This window comes from Nonomuraea sp. NPDC023979 (genome assembly GCF_040639085.1).
Classification (GTDB): Bacteria; Actinomycetota; Actinomycetes; order Streptosporangiales; family Streptosporangiaceae; genus Nonomuraea; species Nonomuraea ceibae.
The window spans coordinates 24379-43433 of record NZ_JBEZZG010000053.1 but is presented as its reverse complement, the minus strand read 5'-3'; the positions used below and the strand labels follow the sequence as shown (position 1 = coordinate 43433).

Annotated in this window: 16 protein-coding genes; 7 read left to right on the top strand and 9 right to left on the bottom strand. The window is 71.9% G+C overall.

The window, feature by feature from the left end; genetic code table 11:
- Positions 1-184 precede the first annotated feature (184 nt).
- Positions 185-1663: a phosphodiester glycosidase family protein gene (locus tag AB0G11_RS46760; protein ID WP_357593582.1), complete on the bottom strand. Its 1479-nt coding sequence runs from the start codon at positions 1661-1663 to the stop codon at positions 185-187.
- Positions 1664-1941: 278 nt separating this feature from the next.
- Here AB0G11_RS46760 and trpS point away from each other — a divergent pair, with 278 nt between their 5' ends.
- On the top strand, positions 1942-2904 hold the full coding sequence (gene trpS, locus AB0G11_RS46755) for a tryptophan--tRNA ligase (RefSeq protein ID WP_357593580.1): 963 nt from the start codon (positions 1942-1944) through the stop codon (positions 2902-2904).
- Here trpS and AB0G11_RS46750 read toward each other — a convergent pair.
- The 3 genes from AB0G11_RS46750 to AB0G11_RS46740 are packed head-to-tail and all read right to left on the bottom strand — an operon-like array spanning position 2864 to position 6316.
- Positions 2864-3913 (bottom strand): methyltransferase, encoded by a 1050-nt coding sequence (locus AB0G11_RS46750; RefSeq protein ID WP_357593578.1) that lies wholly within the window; start codon positions 3911-3913, stop codon positions 2864-2866. The genes trpS and AB0G11_RS46750 overlap by 41 nt on opposite strands.
- 25 nt (positions 3914-3938) lie before the next feature.
- On the bottom strand, positions 3939-5561 hold the full coding sequence (locus tag AB0G11_RS46745; protein WP_357593576.1) for a PucR family transcriptional regulator ligand-binding domain-containing protein: 1623 nt from the start codon (positions 5559-5561) through the stop codon (positions 3939-3941).
- Between the two features lie 56 nt (positions 5562-5617).
- Entirely contained in the window at positions 5618-6316 is a 699-nt protein-coding gene (locus AB0G11_RS46740; protein ID WP_219509884.1) for a TetR/AcrR family transcriptional regulator C-terminal domain-containing protein, read from the bottom strand.
- 70 nt (positions 6317-6386) lie between these two features.
- Here AB0G11_RS46740 and AB0G11_RS46735 point away from each other — a divergent pair, with 70 nt between their 5' ends.
- A complete protein-coding gene (locus AB0G11_RS46735; protein ID WP_357593574.1) occupies positions 6387-7829 on the top strand; it encodes an MFS transporter in 1443 nt (480 codons plus the stop codon).
- Here AB0G11_RS46735 and AB0G11_RS46730 read toward each other — a convergent pair.
- Positions 7826-8527, bottom strand: coding sequence for an alternative oxidase (locus AB0G11_RS46730; RefSeq protein ID WP_357593572.1), 702 nt, complete (start codon positions 8525-8527; stop codon positions 7826-7828). The two genes, AB0G11_RS46735 and AB0G11_RS46730, sit on opposite strands and share 4 nt — an antisense overlap.
- A gap of 221 nt (positions 8528-8748) precedes the next feature.
- Positions 8749-9021, bottom strand: a complete 273-nt coding sequence (locus AB0G11_RS46725; protein WP_219509881.1) for a WGxxGxxG family protein — start codon at positions 9019-9021, stop codon at positions 8749-8751.
- A gap of 246 nt (positions 9022-9267) precedes the next feature.
- On the opposite strand from AB0G11_RS46725, the gene AB0G11_RS46720 reads away from it, so the two are divergent.
- The 3 genes from AB0G11_RS46720 (at position 9268) to AB0G11_RS46710 (ending at position 13209) form a co-directional block, all read left to right on the top strand.
- The gene (locus tag AB0G11_RS46720; protein WP_219509880.1) at positions 9268-10548 is read left to right on the top strand and encodes an aspartate aminotransferase family protein; all 1281 of its coding nucleotides are present in this window, start codon (positions 9268-9270) and stop codon (positions 10546-10548) included.
- Complete coding sequence (locus AB0G11_RS46715; RefSeq protein WP_357593570.1) at positions 10545-12050, top strand: CoA-acylating methylmalonate-semialdehyde dehydrogenase; 1506 nt, start codon at positions 10545-10547, stop codon at positions 12048-12050. Before AB0G11_RS46720 ends, AB0G11_RS46715 begins: the two co-directional genes overlap by 4 nt.
- A gap of 61 nt (positions 12051-12111) precedes the next feature.
- Positions 12112-13209, top strand: coding sequence for an extracellular solute-binding protein (locus AB0G11_RS46710; protein WP_357593568.1), 1098 nt, complete (start codon positions 12112-12114; stop codon positions 13207-13209).
- Positions 13210-13440: 231 nt separating this feature from the next.
- Here the strand turns inward: AB0G11_RS46710 and AB0G11_RS46705 are convergent, their stop codons facing one another.
- Positions 13441-13617 carry a hypothetical protein gene (locus AB0G11_RS46705; RefSeq protein WP_246646013.1) on the bottom strand — a complete coding sequence of 59 codons (177 nt, stop codon included), beginning with the start codon at positions 13615-13617 and terminating at the stop codon, positions 13441-13443.
- A gap of 232 nt (positions 13618-13849) precedes the next feature.
- A complete protein-coding gene (gabT, locus tag AB0G11_RS46700; RefSeq protein ID WP_357593566.1) occupies positions 13850-15178 on the bottom strand; it encodes a 4-aminobutyrate--2-oxoglutarate transaminase in 1329 nt (442 codons plus the stop codon).
- Positions 15179-15269: 91 nt separating this feature from the next.
- Between gabT and AB0G11_RS46695 the strand changes: the two genes are divergently transcribed.
- On the top strand, positions 15270-16766 hold the full coding sequence (locus AB0G11_RS46695) for a PucR family transcriptional regulator (RefSeq protein WP_357593564.1): 1497 nt from the start codon (positions 15270-15272) through the stop codon (positions 16764-16766).
- Here the strand turns inward: AB0G11_RS46695 and AB0G11_RS46690 are convergent.
- On the bottom strand, positions 16763-17389 hold the full coding sequence (locus AB0G11_RS46690) for a TetR/AcrR family transcriptional regulator (protein WP_219509874.1): 627 nt from the start codon (positions 17387-17389) through the stop codon (positions 16763-16765). The genes AB0G11_RS46695 and AB0G11_RS46690 overlap by 4 nt on opposite strands.
- Before the next feature lie 231 nt (positions 17390-17620).
- On the opposite strand from AB0G11_RS46690, the gene AB0G11_RS46685 reads away from it, so the two are divergent.
- Entirely contained in the window at positions 17621-19048 is a 1428-nt protein-coding gene (locus tag AB0G11_RS46685; RefSeq protein ID WP_219509873.1) for an aldehyde dehydrogenase family protein, read from the top strand.
- Positions 19049-19055 lie beyond the last annotated feature (7 nt).

The following is a 19055-nucleotide window of genomic DNA, read 5'->3' as shown; positions in this document are numbered from 1 at the left end:
TGGGGTGGGTGTGGTTGATTAGGACACCGCCTCAAAATATCACCCACACGGCCCCGACATTCAGTGTCGGGGCCTTCTCTGCGTTGTATGGCGAAGTAGGCCCTCGGGGGTAATCCCGGGGGCCTTTTCGCGTTCTGGGGACGAACCGGCCCTGCCCCTCGAGCGGGGCAGGGCCGGAGGGTGGTCAGCGGGGCGGCAGGACGAGGAGGGCGTCGCCGACGGCGCGTTCGCGGCCGTCCGCCGGCTGGTTGACGACCTTCTTGCCCACGACCATCGCCGTCGACCCGCCGCCGTCCAGGTTGATGGCCTGGGTGGCGCCGAGCCAGCGCATGAGCTGGGCCGCCTCGGTGAAGCTCGCGCCGACCGTGATGCCGGGCTTGCGGCCGTCGATGGTGGCGAGGATGAGGCTGCCGTTGCGGGTTGTGCCGAGCAGGGTGCGCGGGTGGCGGCGCAGGATCATGTTGACTGAGTCGTGGCCGTCGCGCTTGGCCGTGATCTTGGTGCGGCCGTTGCGGACCAGGCCGACGCCGCCGGCGACCACGTGGAGGTCGGGCGTCAGCTTGATGGTCTTGCCGGTGCGCAGGTCGGTGAGCTTGGTCAGCACCTGGACGCTGCCGCCTTCGACGGCGTGCTCGGCGAGCCAGTCGGCCGCCGCGCCGCTGCCGTGCAGGACGCGCCCGCCCTTGGGCACCGCGTAGCCGGAGGCGCGCACGCCGACGACCTTGCCGGCCGCGTCGAGGACGACGTCGGCGCCGCCGTTCGCGGGGGTCTTGGCGCCGTACTCCTCGGTGTAGAGGACGAGCTCGTCGGTGGCGGCGGCGCGGTTGACGCCGGCGACCGGGGCGCGGGCGCCGTCGTGGGAGACGGCGGTGACGGCCGACTTGAGCTCGGTGATGCGGGCCGTACGCCCGCGCAGGACGACGGCGGAGCGGCCGGGGACGGCCTCGCTGAGCAGGCGGCCCGCGACCACGGAGGCGCCGACGGGCTCGCCGCGCAGCTCCTTGGCGGTGTGGATGTTGAAGAAGCCGCCGTTGATGGCCGCGATGGCGCCCTGCGCCTTGGCCATTGCGGAGACGGTCTCCCGCTTGGCGACGCTGGTGCCCAGGGAGGCGGCGTACGAGCCGCGGAACGTGCGGGCGTCGATCATGACGACCTTGACGTTCCACGGGCCGGTGGTCTTGAGGCCGTCGTCGCCGAGGTAGTCGGTCTTGACCTTGAGCCCGGCTTCCTTGAGCTTCTTGGCCGTCTTGTCGGCCTCGGCCTTGTCCTTGAAGGACCACAGGCCGACGCGGACCATGTAGATCTCCTGGGCGGGCGCGTCGGCGACCTGCGGGCGGATGACCTTCTGCAGGCTCGCGGTCTCGCCGGCGGCCTCGACCTCGGCCACCCTGGCCTCCGCGGTGGCGCGGGTGCCGTAGTCGCGGCCGCTGGGCATGAGCACGGTCACCGTGTAGCCGTCGGTGGCGCTGCCGGCCTTCACGTCGTACAGGTCGATCCCGGGCGCGACGGCGGTCATGGTCTTGGTGGGCGCCGAGCGGGGGCCGAGCGGGAACTTGGCCGACGGGAACTTCACCGCCACCTGCTCCGCGGCGGCGCCTGGCACGGTGGTCACCGTGAACGTCGCGGCCATGGCCAAGCCGGCGACGATGGTGCGTCGAGACATCAGAACTCCAGAGGGCGGAAAACAATCCGACCCATCCTGGCGTGATCTTGGTCCCGGGGTCCTCGAAACACGCCAAACGGTGGAAGAGGTTACGAGATTGACACCGGGTATGGCTGGCATCTTTGATCCGCCCATACAATGGGTGCATGAAGCGCATCAGCATGTGGTGGTGGCCGCGAGACGGCCACTGACATCCGCATGCACGGGCCGTCCTCAGGGCGGCCCGGCGCGACGGGCTCCTCCCTGGGACGGCATGAACACCTCAGGAGGAGCAGAGCATGAACCACGTCGTTCTCACCGGTGACCGCCCGACCGGGCCGCTGCATCTGGGCCACTACTTCGGCTCGTTGGCCAACCGGGTGCGGCTGCAGGACACGTACGAGATGTATGTGTTGATCGCCGACTATCAGGTGATCACCGATCGGGATCTGCCGGGGGCGATCCAGCAGAACATCGACGCGTTGCTGCTGGACTACCTGGCGGTCGGCATCGACCCGGCGAAGGTGACGATCTTCCAGCACAGCGCGATCCCCGAGCTCAACCAGCTCATGCTGCCGTTCCTGAGCCTGATCTCGGTGGCCGAGCTGGGGCGCAACCCCACGGTCAAGGACGAGATCGCGCACAGCAGCCAGCAGGTGGTGAGCGGGCTCATGTTCACCTACCCGGTGCACCAGGCGGCCGACATCCTGTTCTGCAAGGGCACGATGGTGCCCGTCGGAAAGGACCAGTTGCCGCACGTGGAGACGACCAGGCTGGTGGCGCGGCGGTTCAACGAGCGGTACGGGCCGGTGTTCCCGGTGCCCGAGGCCATGATGGGCGAGCAGCCGCTGCTGCCGGGACTCGGCGGCGGCAAGATGAGCAAGAGCCGGGGCAACGCGATCGCGCTGTCGGCCACCGAGGACGAGACGGCGGCGCTGATCCGCAAGGCGCCCACCGACTCCGAGCGGCTGATCACCTTCGACCCGGAGAACCGGCCGGGCGTGGCGAGCCTGCTCACGCTGGCGTCCCTGTGCCTGGGGCGGACACAGCAGGAGCTCGCCGACGAGATCGGCGACGGGGGCGCGTCGCGGCTCAAGGCGCTGGCGACCGAGGCGGTCAACGAGTTCCTGGTCCCGATCCGGGCGCGGCGCCGCGAGCACACCGTGGCGGAGGCCAGGGAGGTGCTCGGCGAGGGCAACGCGGCGGCCCGCGAGCGGGCGATCAAGACGCTGGACGAGGTGCGTGCCGCGATGGGGTTCTAGCGAGGGCGAGCTGGGTGACGGGGGAGCGCCAGGGGCGGCGGTGGCGCGGCCGCTCGAAGCCCGCCTCCCGCAGCAGGTCCGCGACCTGTGAGAACGCGCGCACCCGGCCGCCGCCGGCGACGAGGTAGTTGAGGTCCAGCAGCCGCATCAGGCCGCGGCTGGCCCGCCCGGGTAAGAGGCGGTCGCCGAACTGGTCGCCGATGGCCACGACGCCGCCGGGGTTCAGGGCGGCGGACACCCGGCGCAGCAGCGCCGCCGTCTCGGCGTCGTCCAGCAGGTGGATGACGTTGAACAGCAGGACGACGTCGTAGCCGTCGCCCAGGTCGCCGTTCAGGAACGAGCCGGCGCGCAGCGTCAGGCGGGGGTGCTCGGCCGCCGACAGGAGCGCCTGCGGCAGGTCGAGCACGGTGGCGCGCAGCGCCGGATGGCGGCGCAGCAGCGCCACGCTGTAGAGGGCGTGGCCGCCGCCCACGTCGAGCAGCCGCCGGGCGTGCCGGGGAACGGGGATGGCGCGGGCCGCCGCCGGGGCCTGCTGCCCGGCGAGCGCCGCCGTCCACGCCTGGAACGAGCGCGACAGCTCCGGGTCCTGCTCGGTCAGCGTGTAGAGGGGGACGGGCGGCGTGCCGTCGCGGACGGCCTTCTCGGTCTCCGGCCAGATCACGCACGCCGTACGCTCCCAGAACGTGAGCCCCTCCAGCAGGCTGGTGGCCGAGCCGGTGACGAGCCAGCGGCGGGAGGCGCGCGTGAGCGCGTAGCGCCCGCGCCGCCGGCGCAGGTAGCCGAGCGCGGCGAGGCTGTCGAGCAGCACCCGGGCGGCGCGCCCGTCCAGGCCGCGGGCGGCGGCCAGCTCGTCGCCGGTCAGCGGCCCGTCGCGCAGCGCGTCGAACAGGCCCAGCCGCGCCGCCGCGACGATCGCGTGCACGCCCAGGGCGCCGAAGTAGTCGAACATCGGGGGAACGAGCGACAGCCGGTGGGCCGCCGCCTCCAGGGGGTTGTAGAAGAGGGGCACACCGCAGACGCTAGGCGGCGCGACCTCATTCGGGGCGGGCGTTGCGGCGGAACGACTCCAGGGCCAGCAGCGCGACGTGCAGCGACAGGCAGGACTCCGAGTCGTCCAGGTCGGTGTCGAGGATGCGCTCCAGGCGGCGCAGCCGGTCGTAGAAGGCGGGCCTGGACAGGTGGGCCTTCTGCGCGGCCACGGCCTTGTTGCGCCCGGCGTCGAGGTAGATGCGCAGGATGCGGGTCAGGTCGCCGCCGCGCTGGGCGTCGTGCGCCAGCAGCGCGCCCAGCTCGCGCTCGGCGAACGTCTGCAGCCTGGCGTCGTCGCGCAGCAGGTGGAGCAGCCCGCGCAGCCGCAGGTCGGGCAGCCGGTAGAAGGGGCGGCCGTCGGGCTGGCGGACCGCGACGTCGGCCACCTGCTCGGCCTCCAGGAAGCTGCGCCGCACGTCGCGGATCGACTCGACCACCGAGCCGGAGGCGAGCACGAACGCGCCGCCGGACTTCGACAGGGCGCGCAGCCGCTCGGCGAGCGAGGTCAGCGCGGGCTCGACGGCGGTGCGCGGCGGCAGCGGCAGCAGCACGCCCACGCGGTCCTGGTCGAGGGCGCCCACGAGGGCGGGCAGCCGGGCCTCGCGGCAGGCGGCGGCGGTGGCCTCGGCCAGCTCCCCGAGCTCGGCCTGCCCGTCGAGCGCCTGCTCGGCCAGGTCGGTCGGGCGGATGACGACGCTGACGAGCCTGCGGCCGGTGAGCGGGACGCCGACGGCCCTGGCGCGGGCGGCGGCCTCGTCGGGGTCGGCGTAGGCGTGGGTGAGGATGCCGGTGATGATCGTGCCGTGCGCCTGGCGTTCGAGCGATTCCTGGTGGCGTTCCAGCAGGCGGCCGAGGGCGAGCGTGGTGGCGGCGCGCTCGGCCAGCACCAGCTCGCGCGGCGAGGGCTGGGCGTCGCACAGCAGGATGAGGCGCCCCCAGTCCTGGCCGCGGGCGCCGACGGTGGTGACGAGCCAGCCGGAGGCGGCGTCGTAGGCGGTGCGCTCGGCCGGGGCGACCGCGCGGGACCTGGTCTCCCAGCCGGCCAGCAGCGTGCCGGTGTCGCGGCCCGCCGACTCGCAGGCCAGCACCTGGTGGGCGAGGTTCTCCAGCAGGACCGGGCGGCCCGACAGCCGGGAGACCTGGGCCAGCACCTCGGCCGGTGAGGCGCCCTCGACCGACAGCTCGGTGAACACCTCGTGCAGTTGCTCGGAGGCGCGCAGCTCCTCCAGCTGGATGTCGATGATCCGGGCGTGGACGGCCTCGGTGATCTGCACGAACGGGGTCTCGCGGGTCAGCACGACCAGCGGCAACCCGTGCTCCTCGGCCGTCTTGACCACGGCGCGGGGCAGCTCGTGGACGAAGCGGCGGCCCAGCTCGACGATGAGGCCGGAGACGCCGACGGACGACAGCTCGCCGATGTAGTCGGCCAGCTTGTCGGGGTCGTCGGGCAGGGCCACGCCGGTGGTGAGCACCAGCTCGCCGCCGCGCAGCAGTTGCGCGATGTCGGCGATCTCGCCCACGTGCACCCACCGCACGCGGGTGTCGAGCCGGTCCGCGCCCGCGACCACGCGCGGGTTGCCCCGGCGGACGCTCTCCAGGGCGAGGATGTCGGCGATGGTGGGGAGCACGAGCCGAGCCTATCCGATCAGCTTGTAAGATCGAGTCCGCGCAGGCTGACAATCTGCTAGGCGACCAGGCGTGCCGTGAGCCCGTCGAGCACCGCGTCGAGCCCGAAGCTGAAGGCCATCTCGCGCACCGCGTCAGTGTCGGAGCTCTGCACCTCGTTCATGCGGCTCGCCAGGTCCGGATAGTCGGCGGCCAGCAGGGCGACCGTCTCGCGGATGCTCTCGTCGGGATAGTCGGTCTCGGCGACCTTCTGGGCCCAGGCGACCTCCGGGATCGTGATGCCGAACACGTACGAGGTCAGCGTGGTGTTGGCGTAGTCGATCTCCAGCCCTTCGAAGCCGGCCAGGTGGAAGCTCCTGCGCAGGGTGTCGGCGGCGCCGAGCGCGTTGGGGCCGAGCGCGGGCAGGCGGCCGATGAGCGAGGCCGACCAGGGGTGGCGCAGGATCACCCGGCGCATGTCGTGGGCGAAGGCCGACGCGGTGACCCGCCAGGTCTCCGCCGTGGGCTCGGGCAGCCGCAGCTCGCCCCAGATCTCGTCGTAGACCAGCTCCAGCAGCTCCTCCTTGTTGGCCACGTACCAGTAGATGCTGGTCGCGCCCGCGCTCAGCTTGGCGCCGAGCCTGCGCATGCTGAGTCCGTCGAGGCCGTCGGCGTCGAGCAGCTCGACGGCGGCGTGGACGATCTCGTCGCGGCTGCGGCCGGTGCTCTTGGCGGGACGGGCTTCCCGGAGCCAGACGGTGCTGAACTGCTTGGTCATGCTCCCAGGATAATTCCACTCGCACACTGTACGAGTGTTGTCGTACAGTGTGCGAGTGGAATCGAACGCTGTGCGAGACCCCCGTCGCTGGTGGGTCCTCGCCGTACTCTGTCTGTCGCTGCTCGTGCTGTCCGTCGACGGCACGGTGCTCAATCTGGCCATCCCCTCGCTGATCGAGGACCTGGGCGCGACGCCGTCCGACATCCAGTGGATCCTGGACTCGTACGTGCTGGCCTTCGCCGGGCTGCTGCTGACGGCGGGGAGCCTGTCCGACCGGTTCGGCCGCCGGAAGTTCCTGATCATCGGGCTGGCGCTGTTCGGCGGGGCCTCGGTGCTGGCCGTGCTGTCCGGGGAGCCGTGGCAGCTCATCTGGTCGCGCGCCCTCATGGGCGTCGGCGGGGCCATCCTGATGCCGTCGACGCTGTCGATCCTGATGACGGTCTTCGACGCGGACGAGCGGCGCAAGGCCATGGCCATCTGGGGCGGCGTGGCGATGATCAGCGTGATCATCGGGCCGACCCTCGGCGGCTTCCTGCTGGAGCACTACTGGTGGGGGTCGGTGTTCCTGCTGAACATCCCCATCGCGCTGATCGCCATCGTGGCCGCGCTGGTGCTGATGCCGGAGACCCGCAGCGCCGGGCGCCCGATCGACCCGGTGGGCGTGGTGCTGTCGGTGGTCGGGCTGACCGCCGCCGTCTACGTGATCATCGAGCGGGTCTTCGACCCGGTGATCATCGCGCTGGCCGTGATCACGCTGGGCGTGTTCGTGTGGTGGGAGCGGCGCTCGGCCCATCCGATGCTGCCGCTGCGGCTGTTCAGGAACCGCAACTTCAGCGGGGCGTCGTTCTCGATCCTGCTCATGGCGTTCGGGGCCGGGGCCGTGATGCTGATGCTGACGCAGTACCTGCAGTTCGTGCTGGGCTACGGGGAGACGAAGGCCGGGCTGGCCCTGCTGCCCTACGCCGTGGCCGCGGCGATCTTCAACGGGGTCGGCGCCGGGCTCGGCAAGAAGGTCACCAACCGGACGCTGATCGCCTCCGGGCTGGCCGTCATGGCCGGCGGGTTCCTGGTGATGGCCACCACCACCGGCTACCTGGGGCTGCTGATCGGGCTCGTGCTCATGGGCGTCGGCGGCGGCTTGGCCGGGCCGTCGGCGTACGCGTCGCTGATGAACGCGATCCCGCTGGAGCACGCCGGGGTGGGCTCGGCCATGAACGACACCGTCCAGCAGGTCGGCCTGGCCCTGAGCATCGCCGTGCTGGGCAGCGTGCTGGCCGGGGTGTTCACCTCGTCCATGCCGGCGGGCGCGCCCGAGGCGGCCAGGGAGTCGATCGGCGTCGCGTTCCGGACGCCCGAGCTGGTCGAGCCGGCCAAGGCGGCGTTCACCGACGCGATGCACGTCGGCTGCTTCGTGGGCGCCGGGTTCTGCCTGGCCGCGGCGCTGCTCGCGCTCCTCGTGCTCCGGCCCGCCGCCACCGCGCCGGACACCGCGCCCGAGCCGGTGAGCGCCTAGCGGATGCGGGGCTCGCGCATGCTCCGCAGGCTGTCGAGCTTGTGCGTCCGCTCGTCGTGGCCGATCTGCCGCAGCAGGTCGGCCACCGAGCGGTAACGGCCGTACTCGGCGGCGTAGGCGCCCGGGTCGGGGACGAAGTCCAGGTCCGGGTTGTCCGCCACGAACGTCATGTACTCGTGCTCGGCGTGGTCCTCGAACTCGGCGTTGAGCCGGTAGCTCCAGTCGGGCCGGACCAGGAACAGCACCCACGACACGTGGTAGTAGAAGAACGCGATCAGCCAGGGCGCGGCCCGGTGCAGCAGCCAGCTCTGTCGGTGCCCGGAGCGCTGCACCAGGTCCTGCATGATGAGCAGGTGCCACTGCTCGTTGTCCTGGTCGGCACGGGCCTCGACGATGCGCTCGAAGACCCGGCGGGCCAGCGCCGAGCGGCCTCTGTGGCGGTGCACCGCCCAGTAGCCCATCCGCTCCCACGCCTGGTAGGGCACCCGGGCGATGATCTCCAGCATGGCGAACTTCGTGTACGAGCCCTCCTTGCCGTACATGAGGTCCACGGGCTTGAACATCATCCTGGCCAGCAGGCTGTACTTCATGCGCGGGGTGGCGAGCGTGTCCTGCTGGGCCTGGCGGAGCTGGGCGCGGTCGAGCTTGGGCGGCCCGGGGTGGGTGGTGGCGGGGGCGTGGTCCAGGGCGAGCGTCATGCCGGTCTCCTCGGGTCTGCTGTCGTGATGACCCGATGGTGGCGGACCGGACCCGCGCCGGTCGTCGCCCGGGAGTGGGCTTTGCGGGTGCCTCCGGCGGCGTAGCCCGTACGCCGGCCGTACGCCCGCAGGCGGACGGGTGATCCCCTAAGGGACGGGGGCCGGTGGGACGGGGGATCCCCGTGCCGGGCTCGCCGGCACGGGGATCCCGCGCGAGGACCTTACGGGTTGCGGTGCGGCCGATTGGTCATGTGCTCGGCCGTGCCGACCTGGCTCTTCTGCTTGCGCATGCCGGTCAGGCCCAGCAGCCCGAGCAGGCCCAGCAGGCCCCACAGGCCGGCGTTGCTGCCGCCTTCGTCCCGGGTGTCGGTCGGCTGAGGTGACGGATTGACCTGGCTCTGCGCGGCCTGAACGGGTGTGTCCGCCGTGGCGGCCGCGGCCGGGGCGAGCGTCAGGAAGAAGGCCAGCCCCAGACCCGTGAGCGTCTTGCGCATTGGGTTCCCCCGATCCGGCGGTCTTACGACGGTCGCCAGACCGCCTGTCGCGTCTTCTGGACGGTGCTCCAGAAGGCTTCCCCCTGGAGGGGCGATCTCACATATTCCCTGCTAGACGTAGCCATACCATCACCCATCCCGACGAAACCTCTTCTCGGCCCCGGGTCGACAGTATGTAAGCCAATTCGGCGACAGGCCGACATCTTGCCGTTCCGGGGAAGTCGCGGCAACAGCGATACTCAAGACATGTCCGAGCTTCTCGCGCGCCACAGGGCCGTGATCCCCGCCTGGGTGAGCCTCAACTACGACGAGCCCATCGAGATCGTCAGCGGCAAGGGCAACCGTGTCGTCGACGCCGACGGCAAGAGTTACCTCGACTTCTTCGCCGGCATCCTGACCAACATGATCGGCTACGACGTGCCGGAGGTGCGCGAGGCCGTCGAGCGCCAGCTCGCCACCGGCGTCGTCCACACCAGCACCGTCTACCTGCTGCGCGGCCAGGTCGAGCTCGCCGAGAAGATCGCCAGGCTGTCCGGCATCCCCGACGCCAAGGTGTTCTTCACCAACTCCGGCACCGAGGCGAACGAGACCGCCCTGCTCCTGGCCACCTGCGCGCGCAAGAGCGACCAGGTGCTCGCCATGCGGCAGAGCTACCACGGCCGCAGCTTCGGCGCCATCGGCGTCACCTCCAACCGGGCCTGGAAGAACAACTCGCTCTCCCCGCTCAACGCGCACTTCCTGCACGGCACCGACCGGCACCTGACCCAGTTCAAGGGCCTGTCCGACGCCGACTACATCCGCGCGTGCACCGAGGACCTGCGCCACGTGCTCGCCACCGCCGTCGCGGGCGACGTCGCCGCGCTCATCGCCGAGCCGATCCAGGGCGTGGGCGGGTTCACCATGCCGCCCGACGGGCTGTTCGCCGCCTACAAGGAGGTCCTGGACGAACAGGGCATCCTGTTCATCTCCGACGAGGTGCAGACCGGCTGGGGACGCACCGGCAGCGCGTTCTTCGGCATCCAGAACCACGGCGTGACGCCCGACATGATGACGTTCGCCAAGGGCCTGGGCAACGGGTTCGCCGTCGGCGGCGTCGTGGCGCGCGGCGACTTGATGGACGTCCTGCCCGCCGTCGGCCTGGCGACGTTCGGCGGCAACCCGATCTCCATGGCCGCCGCCAACGCCACCCTCGACTACGTCCTCGACCGCGACCTCCAGGCCAACGCCGCCAGGACCGGCAAGATCATCATCGACGGCCTGCGCGAGGCCGCCGCCCGCCTGCCCATCGTCAAGGAGGTGCGCGGCAAGGGCCTGATGTTCGCCGTCGAGCTGGAGAGCCCGGCCCAGGCCGCCCGCTTCATGGAGGAGACCAAGAAGGCCGGCCTGCTCGCCGGCAAGGGCGGCCTGTACGGCACCGCGATCCGCATGGCGCCGCCGCTCACCCTGACCGTCGACGAGGCCGCCGAGGGGCTCGGCATCATCGTCGGCGCGCTCGAAGTCATCAACGCGGAGGCGGCGCAGCAGTGAAGTCAGTCAAGCACTGGATCGGCGGAAAGCTCGTCGACGGTGACCCCCGTACGAGCGAGATCTTCAACCCGGCGACCGGGGAGGTCAGCGGCACGGTCGCGATGGCGTCGGCGGCCGACGTCGACGCGGCGGTCGCCGCCGCGGCGGCCGCGTTCCCCGCGTGGCGTGACACGTCGCTGGTCAGGCGCGCGCACGTGCTGTTCCGCTTCCGCGAGCTCCTGTACGCCCACCGCGACGAGATGGCGGCGCTGATCTCCGCCGAGCACGGCAAGGTCCACTCCGACGCGCTCGGCGAGGTGGCCCGCGGGCTGGAGGTCGTGGAGTTCGCCTGCGGCATCCCGCACCTGCTCAAGGGCGGTTTCTCCGAAGGGGTGTCCACCCGCGTGGACTCCTACTCGATCCGGCAGCCGCTCGGCGTCGTCGCCGGGATCACGCCGTTCAACTTCCCGGCCATGGTGCCGATGTGGATGTACCCGATCGCGATCGCGTGCGGCAACGCGTTCGTGCTCAAGCCGTCGGAGAAGGACCCGTCGGCGTCGCTGCTCATGGCGCGGCTCTGGCAGGAGGCCGGGCTGCCCGACGGCGTGTTCAACGTCGTGCAGGGCGACAAGGTTGCGGTGGACCGGCTGCTGGAGCACCCCGAGGTGCGCGCCGTCTCGTTCGTCGGCTCCACCCCGATCGCCCGGTACGTCTACGAGACCGGATCGGCCCACGGCAAGCGGGTCCAGGCGCTCGGCGGCGCCAAGAACCACATGCTCGTGCTGCCCGACGCCGACCTCGACCTGGTGGCCGACTCCGCGGTGTCGGCCGGGTTCGGCTCGGCGGGCGAGCGGTGCATGGCGATCTCCGTCGTGCTGGCCGTCGACCCCGTCGGCGACGAGCTCGTGCAGAAGATCGTCGAACGGGTCGAGCGGCTGACCATCGGCCCCGGCGACGACCCCGCCTCCGAGATGGGCCCGCTCGTCACCGGGCCGCACCGCGACAAGGTCGCCTCCTACCTCGACGTGGCCGTCGAGGAGGGCGCCAAGGTGGTCGTCGACGGCCGCGAGACGCCGGTGCGCGGCGGCGGCAAGGCGTCGGAGACGCCCGGGTTCTGGCTCGGGCCGACCGTCGTCGACCACGTCAGGCCCGGCTCGCGGGTGCACGTCGAGGAGATCTTCGGGCCCGTCCTGTCGATCGTCCGCGTCGGCTCCTACGAGGAGGGCGTCGAGGTCATCAACGCGGGCGAGTACGGCAACGGCACCGCGATCTTCACCAACGACGGCGGCGCAGCCCGGCGCTTCCAGAACGAGATCGAGGTCGGCATGATCGGCATCAACGTGCCGATCCCGGTGCCGATGGCGTTCTACAGCTTCGGCGGCTGGAAGTCCTCGCTCTTCGGCGACACGCACGCCCACGGCACCGAGGGCGTGCACTTCTACACCCGCGGCAAGGTCGTCACCTCCCGCTGGCTCGACCCGTCCCACGGCGGCGTCAACCTGGGATTCCCGACGAACAAGTAGGTTGTCCACAGGCGGGCGGGCTTCGGCTCCGCCCGCCCGGGGCCCCGGTAAGCTCCAGGGCGTGGATCTCCGACGCGCTCCCGCCCTGGCCCTGGCCGCCCTGGCGATGCTGGCCGGCACCGGCGCGGCCACGCCGTCGCCCAAGCCCACCACGAGCCCCACGCAGCGCGACGGCACCCTGCAGATCCTCGCCTACCGGGGCTATGCCGAATACGGCGGCACCAGCCCGCAGGCCAACTGGACGGGCACGTTCGAGAAGGAGACCGGCTGCCGGGTGGCCCGGCTCGACACGGTCTCCACGCCCGAGGAGATGGCCGCCCGCGTCGCCGAGCGGCCCTACGACGTGATCGCCGCCGATCCGGTGCTGGCCGCCTCCATGATCGAGGCCAAGCAGGTGCAGCCCATCGACACGGCCGAGATCGAGGGCTACGACGACCTGCTGGAGCCGCTGCGCGAGCTGGTGAGCGACTCCGGCAAGGCCTACGGGGTGCCGTTCCTGTGGGGCTACCACGAGTTCCTCTACGACCCGGAGCGGGTCAAGGGCGGCGACCTGGGCCAGGTGCTCAAGGCCGGGCGCGTGATGCTCAAGGACAGCCCGCTGACGCTGGCCGACGCGGCGCTCGTCGACGACGCCGTCGACCGGCCGTTCGAGCTGACCGCCACCCAGCTCGACCGGGTGGCGGAGGGGCTGGAGGGCCACGAGGACCGCACCTACTGGAAGAACCCGCTCGACCTGATCAAGGGCTTCGCCACCGGCTCGATCGACTACGCCCAGGCGACGCCCTACCACCGGATGCTGCTGGAGAAGGCCGGCAAGAAGGTCAAGGCGGTCCCCGCGCGCAAGGCCACCGGGTGGGCCGACTCGTGGATGCTCGGCTCCGGCGTCACCGACACGGGCTGCGCCTACCTATGGCTCAACCGGATGACCGACCCCGACTCCCAGCGTGACGCCGCCGCGTGGCTCGGGCTGGCGCCGGCCAATACCAAGGCGTGCAAAGGCCGCGCCAAACCGGTCTGTGAGGCGTACGGTGCGACCAGGTCACCACGGCTCGACCGCATCGCCTTCGCGGTGCGGCCGCCGGGCGACTGCCGTCCGCCGGAAGGAGAGTGCGTGGACTACGCCACCTGGACCGCCCGGTGGCGTGAGCTCGCGAAGTGACGGCCGGCCGGTGACCTCGCCCGCGGCGGGCGCGCCCTATCCCCCCGCTGAGCGCGCCTGCTGAGACGCCCCCGGGCGGTCCCCCCGCCCTGGGGCGTCTCGTCTCCCGAGAGGCGGCCCCCGGCGCGTACGGGGGCTGTGTGCGTGGTCGGTGTTGGCGTGGCCAGTGCGGCCTGGTCAGTGGCGTGGTCAGTGCGGCTTGGTCAGTGCGGCTTGGTCAGTGCGGCGTGGTCAGCGTGACGGGAAGGCCACGACGGTGGCCAGCGGCGACGGGATGAGGGCTTCGGCGCAGTCGGTGCAGGCCAGGGCCGTCATGTCGTCGGGGAAGCGGCCCACCCGCACGCGCGGACGCGGCCACCGCTTGTGGCAGACGACGCAGGCGTCGCCCTGGCGCTGCGCCCAGCTCATGCCCTCAGGGTCGAACGTCAACATCTCCCCAGCCGTTCTGGTCGGACCCCAGTTCATCACGCTCCCCGCGGCGCTCGCCCGGCTTCATGTCGGATCCGTTATAACCCCGGCCGCGTCCGTGCTCCGCTAGCTTCGCGTCAAGGCCAGGTGATTTCTCTACCCGGACGACAGGTCTTACACCAACAAAATCGGGCATCCAGCAACAAGCTGGATGCCCGATTTGCGGGTTTATCTACAGGCTGGCGAAAGCCTTCTCCAGGATGCCTAGCCCCTCCTCAAGCAGGTGCTCGGGCATCACCAGCGGCGGCAGGAAGCGCAGCACGTTGCCGTACGTGCCCGCGGTCAGCACCAGCAGCCCCTCCGCGTGGCAGCGCCGGACGACCTCCTGGACGGCGGCCGGGTTCGGGTCCTTGGTGCCCGGCACGACGAGCTCGACGGCGATCATCGCGCCGCGTCCCCGGACGTCGCCGATCACGTCGAACCGCTCGCTCATGGCCAGCAGTCGCGGGATCATCACGTCCCCGATGCGGCGGGCGCGGCCGACCAGGTCCTCCTCCTCGATGGTCTCCAGCACGCCCAGCGCCGCCTCGCAGGCCAGCGGGTTGCCGCCGTAGGTGCCGCCGAGGCCGCCCGCGTGCACGGTGTCCATGAGCTCGGCCCGGCCCGTCACCGCGGCGAGCGGCAGGCCGCCCGCGATGCCCTTGGCGGTGCAGATGATGTCGGGCACCACGCCCTCGTCCTCGCAGGCGAACAGGTCACCGGTGCGCGCGAAGCCGGTCTGCACCTCGTCGGCCACGAACACGATCCCGTTGGCGCGGCAGAACTCGGCGATCCTCGGCAGGAAGCCCTTGGCGGGCTCGATGAAGCCGCCCTCGCCGGCGATCGGCTCGATCACCACGGCGGCCACGTTCTCGGCGCCGATCTGCTTGCCGATCATGTCGATGGCCTGGGCGGCGGCCTCCTCGGCGCAGTTCTCGGGGCCCGTCGGCCAGCGGAACGGGTAGGCCAGCGGCACCCGGTAGACCTCGGGCGCGAACGGGCCGAAGCCCTGCTTGTACGGCATGTTCTTGGCCGTCAGCGTCATCGTGAGCAGGGTGCGGCCGTGGTAGCCGTGGTCGAACACGACGACCGCCTGGCGGCCGGTGGCGAGCCTGGCGACCTTGACCGCGTTCTCCACGGCCTCGGCGCCGCTGTTGACCAAAAACGTGCGCTTCTCGTGGTCGCCCGGCGTGAGCTCGTTCAGCTTCTCGCACACGCGCACGTACGACTCGTACGGGGTGACCATGAAACAGGTGTGGGTGAAGTCGGCGGCCTGCTTCTGGACACGCTCGACCACCTTGGGGGCGGCGTTGCCGACGTTGGTGACGGCGATGCCGGAGCCGAAGTCGATCAGCGAGTTCCCGTCGGCGTCCTCCAGCACGCCGCCGCCGGCGCGGGTCACGAAGACCGGCAGCGTGGTGCCGATGCCCGGGGGGACGGCGGCCTGCTTGCGGGCCAGCAGCTCCTGCGACTTGGGGCCGGGGATGGCGGTGACGAGGCGACGCTCCTGGGGAATGCTCATGGCTCTGACGGTACGGTGGCCGCCCGCCTGCTCCGATAGGGCGATATGGCACACTGTGGGTGCTCACCTTTGCCGGAATGGACAACTCGCGATGGCGCCTTCGCTGCGGACCGTGGTGCGGCGGATGGGGCTGCGGTCGCTGGCCGGCCCGCTGGACTCGGCCGTGCGCTGGGTGGCGGTCAGCGAGCTGGAGGATCCGACGCCGTTCCTGGAGGGTGACGAGCTGCTGCTCACCACCGGGATGCGCCTGGAAGGTGATTTTTCCGGCTATGTTGCCCGGCTGGTGGCGCGGGGCGTGGCCGGGCTCGGCTTCGGAGTCGGGCTCTCCCACGACGAGGTGCCGCCCGCGCTCGTGACCGCCGCAGAGGAGGCCGGGCTGCCGCTGCTGGAGGTGCCCCGGGAGACGCCGTTCATCGCCATCGGCAAGACGGTCGGCGAGCTGCTGGCCGCCGAGCAGTACGAGGAGATCACCCGCGCGTTCGCCGCGCAGGGGCGGCTGACGCGGGCGGCGCTGCGGCCCGAGGGGCTGCACGCGGTCGTCGACCGGCTGGCCGCCGAGGTCGGCGGCTGGGCGGTGCTGCTGGACGAGACCGGGCAGGTGCGCCACGCCACGCGCGGGGCGCGGGCCGAGGCGGTGACGGGGGAGCTCGGCCGGCTGCGCGGCACGCGGATGCCCGCCAGCCTGTCGCTGTCCGGGCCCGAGGGCCACGTCGTGCTCCAGCCGCTCGGCGGCGGGGCGCGGCCGCGCGGCTACTTCGCCGTGGGGGCGCGGGAGGCGTTCACGCCGGTCGCCCACACGGTGATCAACGCGGCCGGGTCGCTGCTCACGCTCGCCCTGGAGCAGGGCGGCGCGCAGCGGGAGGCCGCCCGGCGGGTCCGGCAGGCGGTGCTGGAGCTGCTGCTGGCGGGGGAGGACGAGCGGGCGCGGGCGGTGCTGGACGCGCTCGGCGGCCGGCTGCCCGGCGAGCCGTTCGCCGTGCTGGCCGTCCCGGCGGAGGCCCTGGAGAGCGTCGAGGCCACGGTGTTCGCCACCCGCCTGCCCCAGGCGGCGGGCGGCGGCGCGCCGGTGGAAGGCGGGGCGGCCGGTGGCGCCGGCGTTGCGCTGGTGGCGGAGGGGGCGGCCGGTGGCGCCGGCGTCGTGCTGGTGGAGGAAGGGGCTGCCGACGAGGTCGCCGGGGCGGTCGAGGGGGCCGTGGGGGTGAGCACCGCCTGCCGCTACGGCGAGCTGCGGGCCGGGATCGACCAGGCCGTGCGGGCCCGCGCGGCGAGCCGGGGCGGCGTGGTGCGCTTCGCCGAGCTGGCCGGGCAGGGGCTCGTCGGGCTGCTGGACCCGGCCGTGGCGCAGGCGTTCGCGACCGCGCTGCTGGGGCCGCTCACCGCCTACGGGGCGCGGCCCGACCTCGTCGCCTCGCTGCGCGCGTACCTGGAGTGCAACGGGCACTGGGACGCGGCGGCGCAGCGGCTGGGCGTGCACCGGCACACGCTGCGCTACCGGATGCGGCGGGTCGCCGAGCTGCTGGGGCGCGATCTCGACGACCCCGCGGTGCGGGCCGAGCTGTGGTTCGCGCTGGAGGCGGCCAGGCGCTAGGCACGTTCCACCAGGTAGCAGCAGATCGTGGCCGTCGTCACCGCCTCGAAGGTGCGGCCGTCACGCAGGTGGCCCGCGCGTTCGAGGCTGATCGCGCCCTGGGCGGCGGCCCAGAGGGCGTCGGCGATCTTGCGGGGCTGGGTGGGGACGAGCCGCCCCGCCGAGATGCAGTCGGCGATCACCCGGTCGAAGATGTTGAGCGCCGCCCGGGCGAGGGTGCGGGCGCGCTCGCTGGGTTCGAAACCGGGGATCGCCCGCTCGAACATGAGGCTGTAGTAGCCGGGCTCCGACAGGCACGCCTGCCGGTAGGCCGGGGCGAGCGCCGTCAGGTGCTCGAAGGGGTCGCGGCGCTGCGGCACCGCGTCGAGGATGCGCCGGAAGCGCTCGAACCCCTCCAGGTAGAGGGCTTCGGCCAGCCCCTCCCTGTTGCCGAACATCGTGTAGATGACGGTGGTGGTGCAGCCGGCCTCGGTGGCGATCCTGCGCATCGTGAGGCTGTCGGCTCCGTCGGTGACCAGCAGGTTCACCGCGACGTCCAGCAGTCTGGAACGAAGCTCGTCCTGGCCGGCCCGTTCGCCCAGCAGGTAGGCGCCCTGGAGCCCAAGCGGCGCCGAGGAGGTCATGGGCCCACGCCTTTCTGCTCGGGGGCCCGCCGCGCTGAGGGACCCGCATCGATGACTTAGCCAGGGCAGAGACCGTTCAAACCGCTCCGCATCGTAAACATCCTGAATTAGGCCTACTTCTGTTACACAGTGGGTATACAAGAGGGCTTGTACGTAACGGTGGGGCCAGGCGGGAGTCTTGTGCAGCCTGGTGTAAATCCCCCTCTGTCCGCTTGGCATAACGTCGTGGGTATGGACGTGCGTACCTTCTGGCTCGCCGGACGCCCCGCCACCGGGGACGCCGAGCTGAGCGTGACCAATCCGCTCGACGGGCGCGAGGTCGGCCGATACTCGGTGCCGACCGGCGAGCAGGTCGAGGAGGCGATCGCGGCCGCGCGGGCGGTGGCCGGCGAGGCCGCCGCGCTGCCGGTGCACGTGCGCGCCGAAGCGCTCGCGCACGTGTCCCGGCGGCTGGCCGAGCGGGCCGACGAGCTCGCCCACCTGATCACCGCCGAGAACGGCAAGCCGATCTTCTGGGCGCGCGGCGAGGTCGGCCGCGCCATCTCCACGTTCCGGTTCGCCGCCGAGGAGACCCGGCGCTGGTCCGGCGACGTGCAGCGGCTCGACACCGAGCCCGCCGCCGCCGGGCGGCTGGCCTACGTCTCGCGCGTGCCCAAGGGGCCGGTGCTGGCGATCACGCCGTTCAACTTCCCGCTCAACCTGGTCGCGCACAAGGTCGCGCCCGCCATCGCGGTCGGCGCGCCGGTCATCGTCAAGCCCGCGCCCGCCACGCCGCTGTCGTCGCTGGTGCTCGGCGAGATCCTGGCCGAGACCGACCTGCCCGCCGGCATGTTCTCGGTGCTGCCCATCGAGAACGAGCGCGCCGCCGCGCTCGTCGCCGACCCGAGGCTGCCCGTGGTGTCGTTCACCGGCTCGGCCCCCGTCGGCTACGCCATCGCCGACCAGGTGCCGCGCAAGCATGTGACGCTGGAGCTGGGCGGCAACGCGGCGGCCGTGGTGCTGGCCGACGCCGACCTCGACTGGGCGGCCAAGCGGGTGGCGCTGTTCTCCAACTACCAGGCCGGGCAGAGCTGCATCGCCGTGCAGCGGGTGATCGTCGAGGAGCCGGTGTACGACGCGTTCGTCGAGCGCCTGCTCCCGGCCGTCGCCGGGCTCGTCACCGGTGACCCGGCCGACGAGAAGACGCAGGTCGGCCCGCTCGTCTCCGAGGCCGCCGCCGAACGGGTCGAGCAGTGGGTGCGCGAGGCCGTCGACGCCGGCGCCCGCGTGCTGGCCGGCGGCACCCGGGAGGGCGCCACCATCGCCCCGACCGTGCTCGCCGACGTCCCGGCCGACGCCAAGGTCTCCCGCGAGGAGGTCTTCGGCCCCGTCATGGTGCTGCAGAAGGCCGCCTCGATCGACGAGGCGTACGCGATGGTCAACGACTCGGCCTACGGGCTGCAGGCCGGGGTGTTCACCCGGTCGCTGGACGCCGCCTTCCGGGCCAACCGGGAGCTGGAGGTCGGCGGTGTGATCATCGGCGACGTGCCGTCGTACCGGGCCGACCAGATGCCGTACGGCGGGGTCAAGGACTCCGGGATCGGCCGTGAGGGCCTGCGATCGGCGATGGAAGATCTTACTTACGAGAAAGTGATGGTATTGACGGGTATCACCCTTTGACCAACGG

Coding starts and splice junctions, on each gene's coding strand:
- AB0G11_RS46690 (WP_219509874.1), bottom strand. CDS start 17,389: ATGACCTCCTCGGCGCCGCTTGGGCTCCAGGGCGCCTACCTGCTGGGC.
- AB0G11_RS46730 (WP_357593572.1), bottom strand. CDS start 8,527: ATGACGCTCGCCCTGGACCACGCCCCCGCCACCACCCACCCCGGGCCG.
- AB0G11_RS46740 (WP_219509884.1), bottom strand. CDS start 6,316: ATGACCAAGCAGTTCAGCACCGTCTGGCTCCGGGAAGCCCGTCCCGCC.
- AB0G11_RS46760 (WP_357593582.1), bottom strand. CDS start 1,663: ATGTCTCGACGCACCATCGTCGCCGGCTTGGCCATGGCCGCGACGTTC.
- gabT (WP_357593566.1), bottom strand. CDS start 15,178: ATGAGCATTCCCCAGGAGCGTCGCCTCGTCACCGCCATCCCCGGCCCC.
- AB0G11_RS46720 (WP_219509880.1), top strand. CDS start 9,268: ATGTCCGAGCTTCTCGCGCGCCACAGGGCCGTGATCCCCGCCTGGGTG.
- AB0G11_RS46685 (WP_219509873.1), top strand. CDS start 17,621: ATGGACGTGCGTACCTTCTGGCTCGCCGGACGCCCCGCCACCGGGGAC.
- AB0G11_RS46695 (WP_357593564.1), top strand. CDS start 15,270: ATGGCGCCTTCGCTGCGGACCGTGGTGCGGCGGATGGGGCTGCGGTCG.
- AB0G11_RS46705 (WP_246646013.1), bottom strand. CDS start 13,617: ATGAGCTGGGCGCAGCGCCAGGGCGACGCCTGCGTCGTCTGCCACAAG.
- AB0G11_RS46725 (WP_219509881.1), bottom strand. CDS start 9,021: ATGCGCAAGACGCTCACGGGTCTGGGGCTGGCCTTCTTCCTGACGCTC.
- trpS (WP_357593580.1), top strand. CDS start 1,942: ATGAACCACGTCGTTCTCACCGGTGACCGCCCGACCGGGCCGCTGCAT.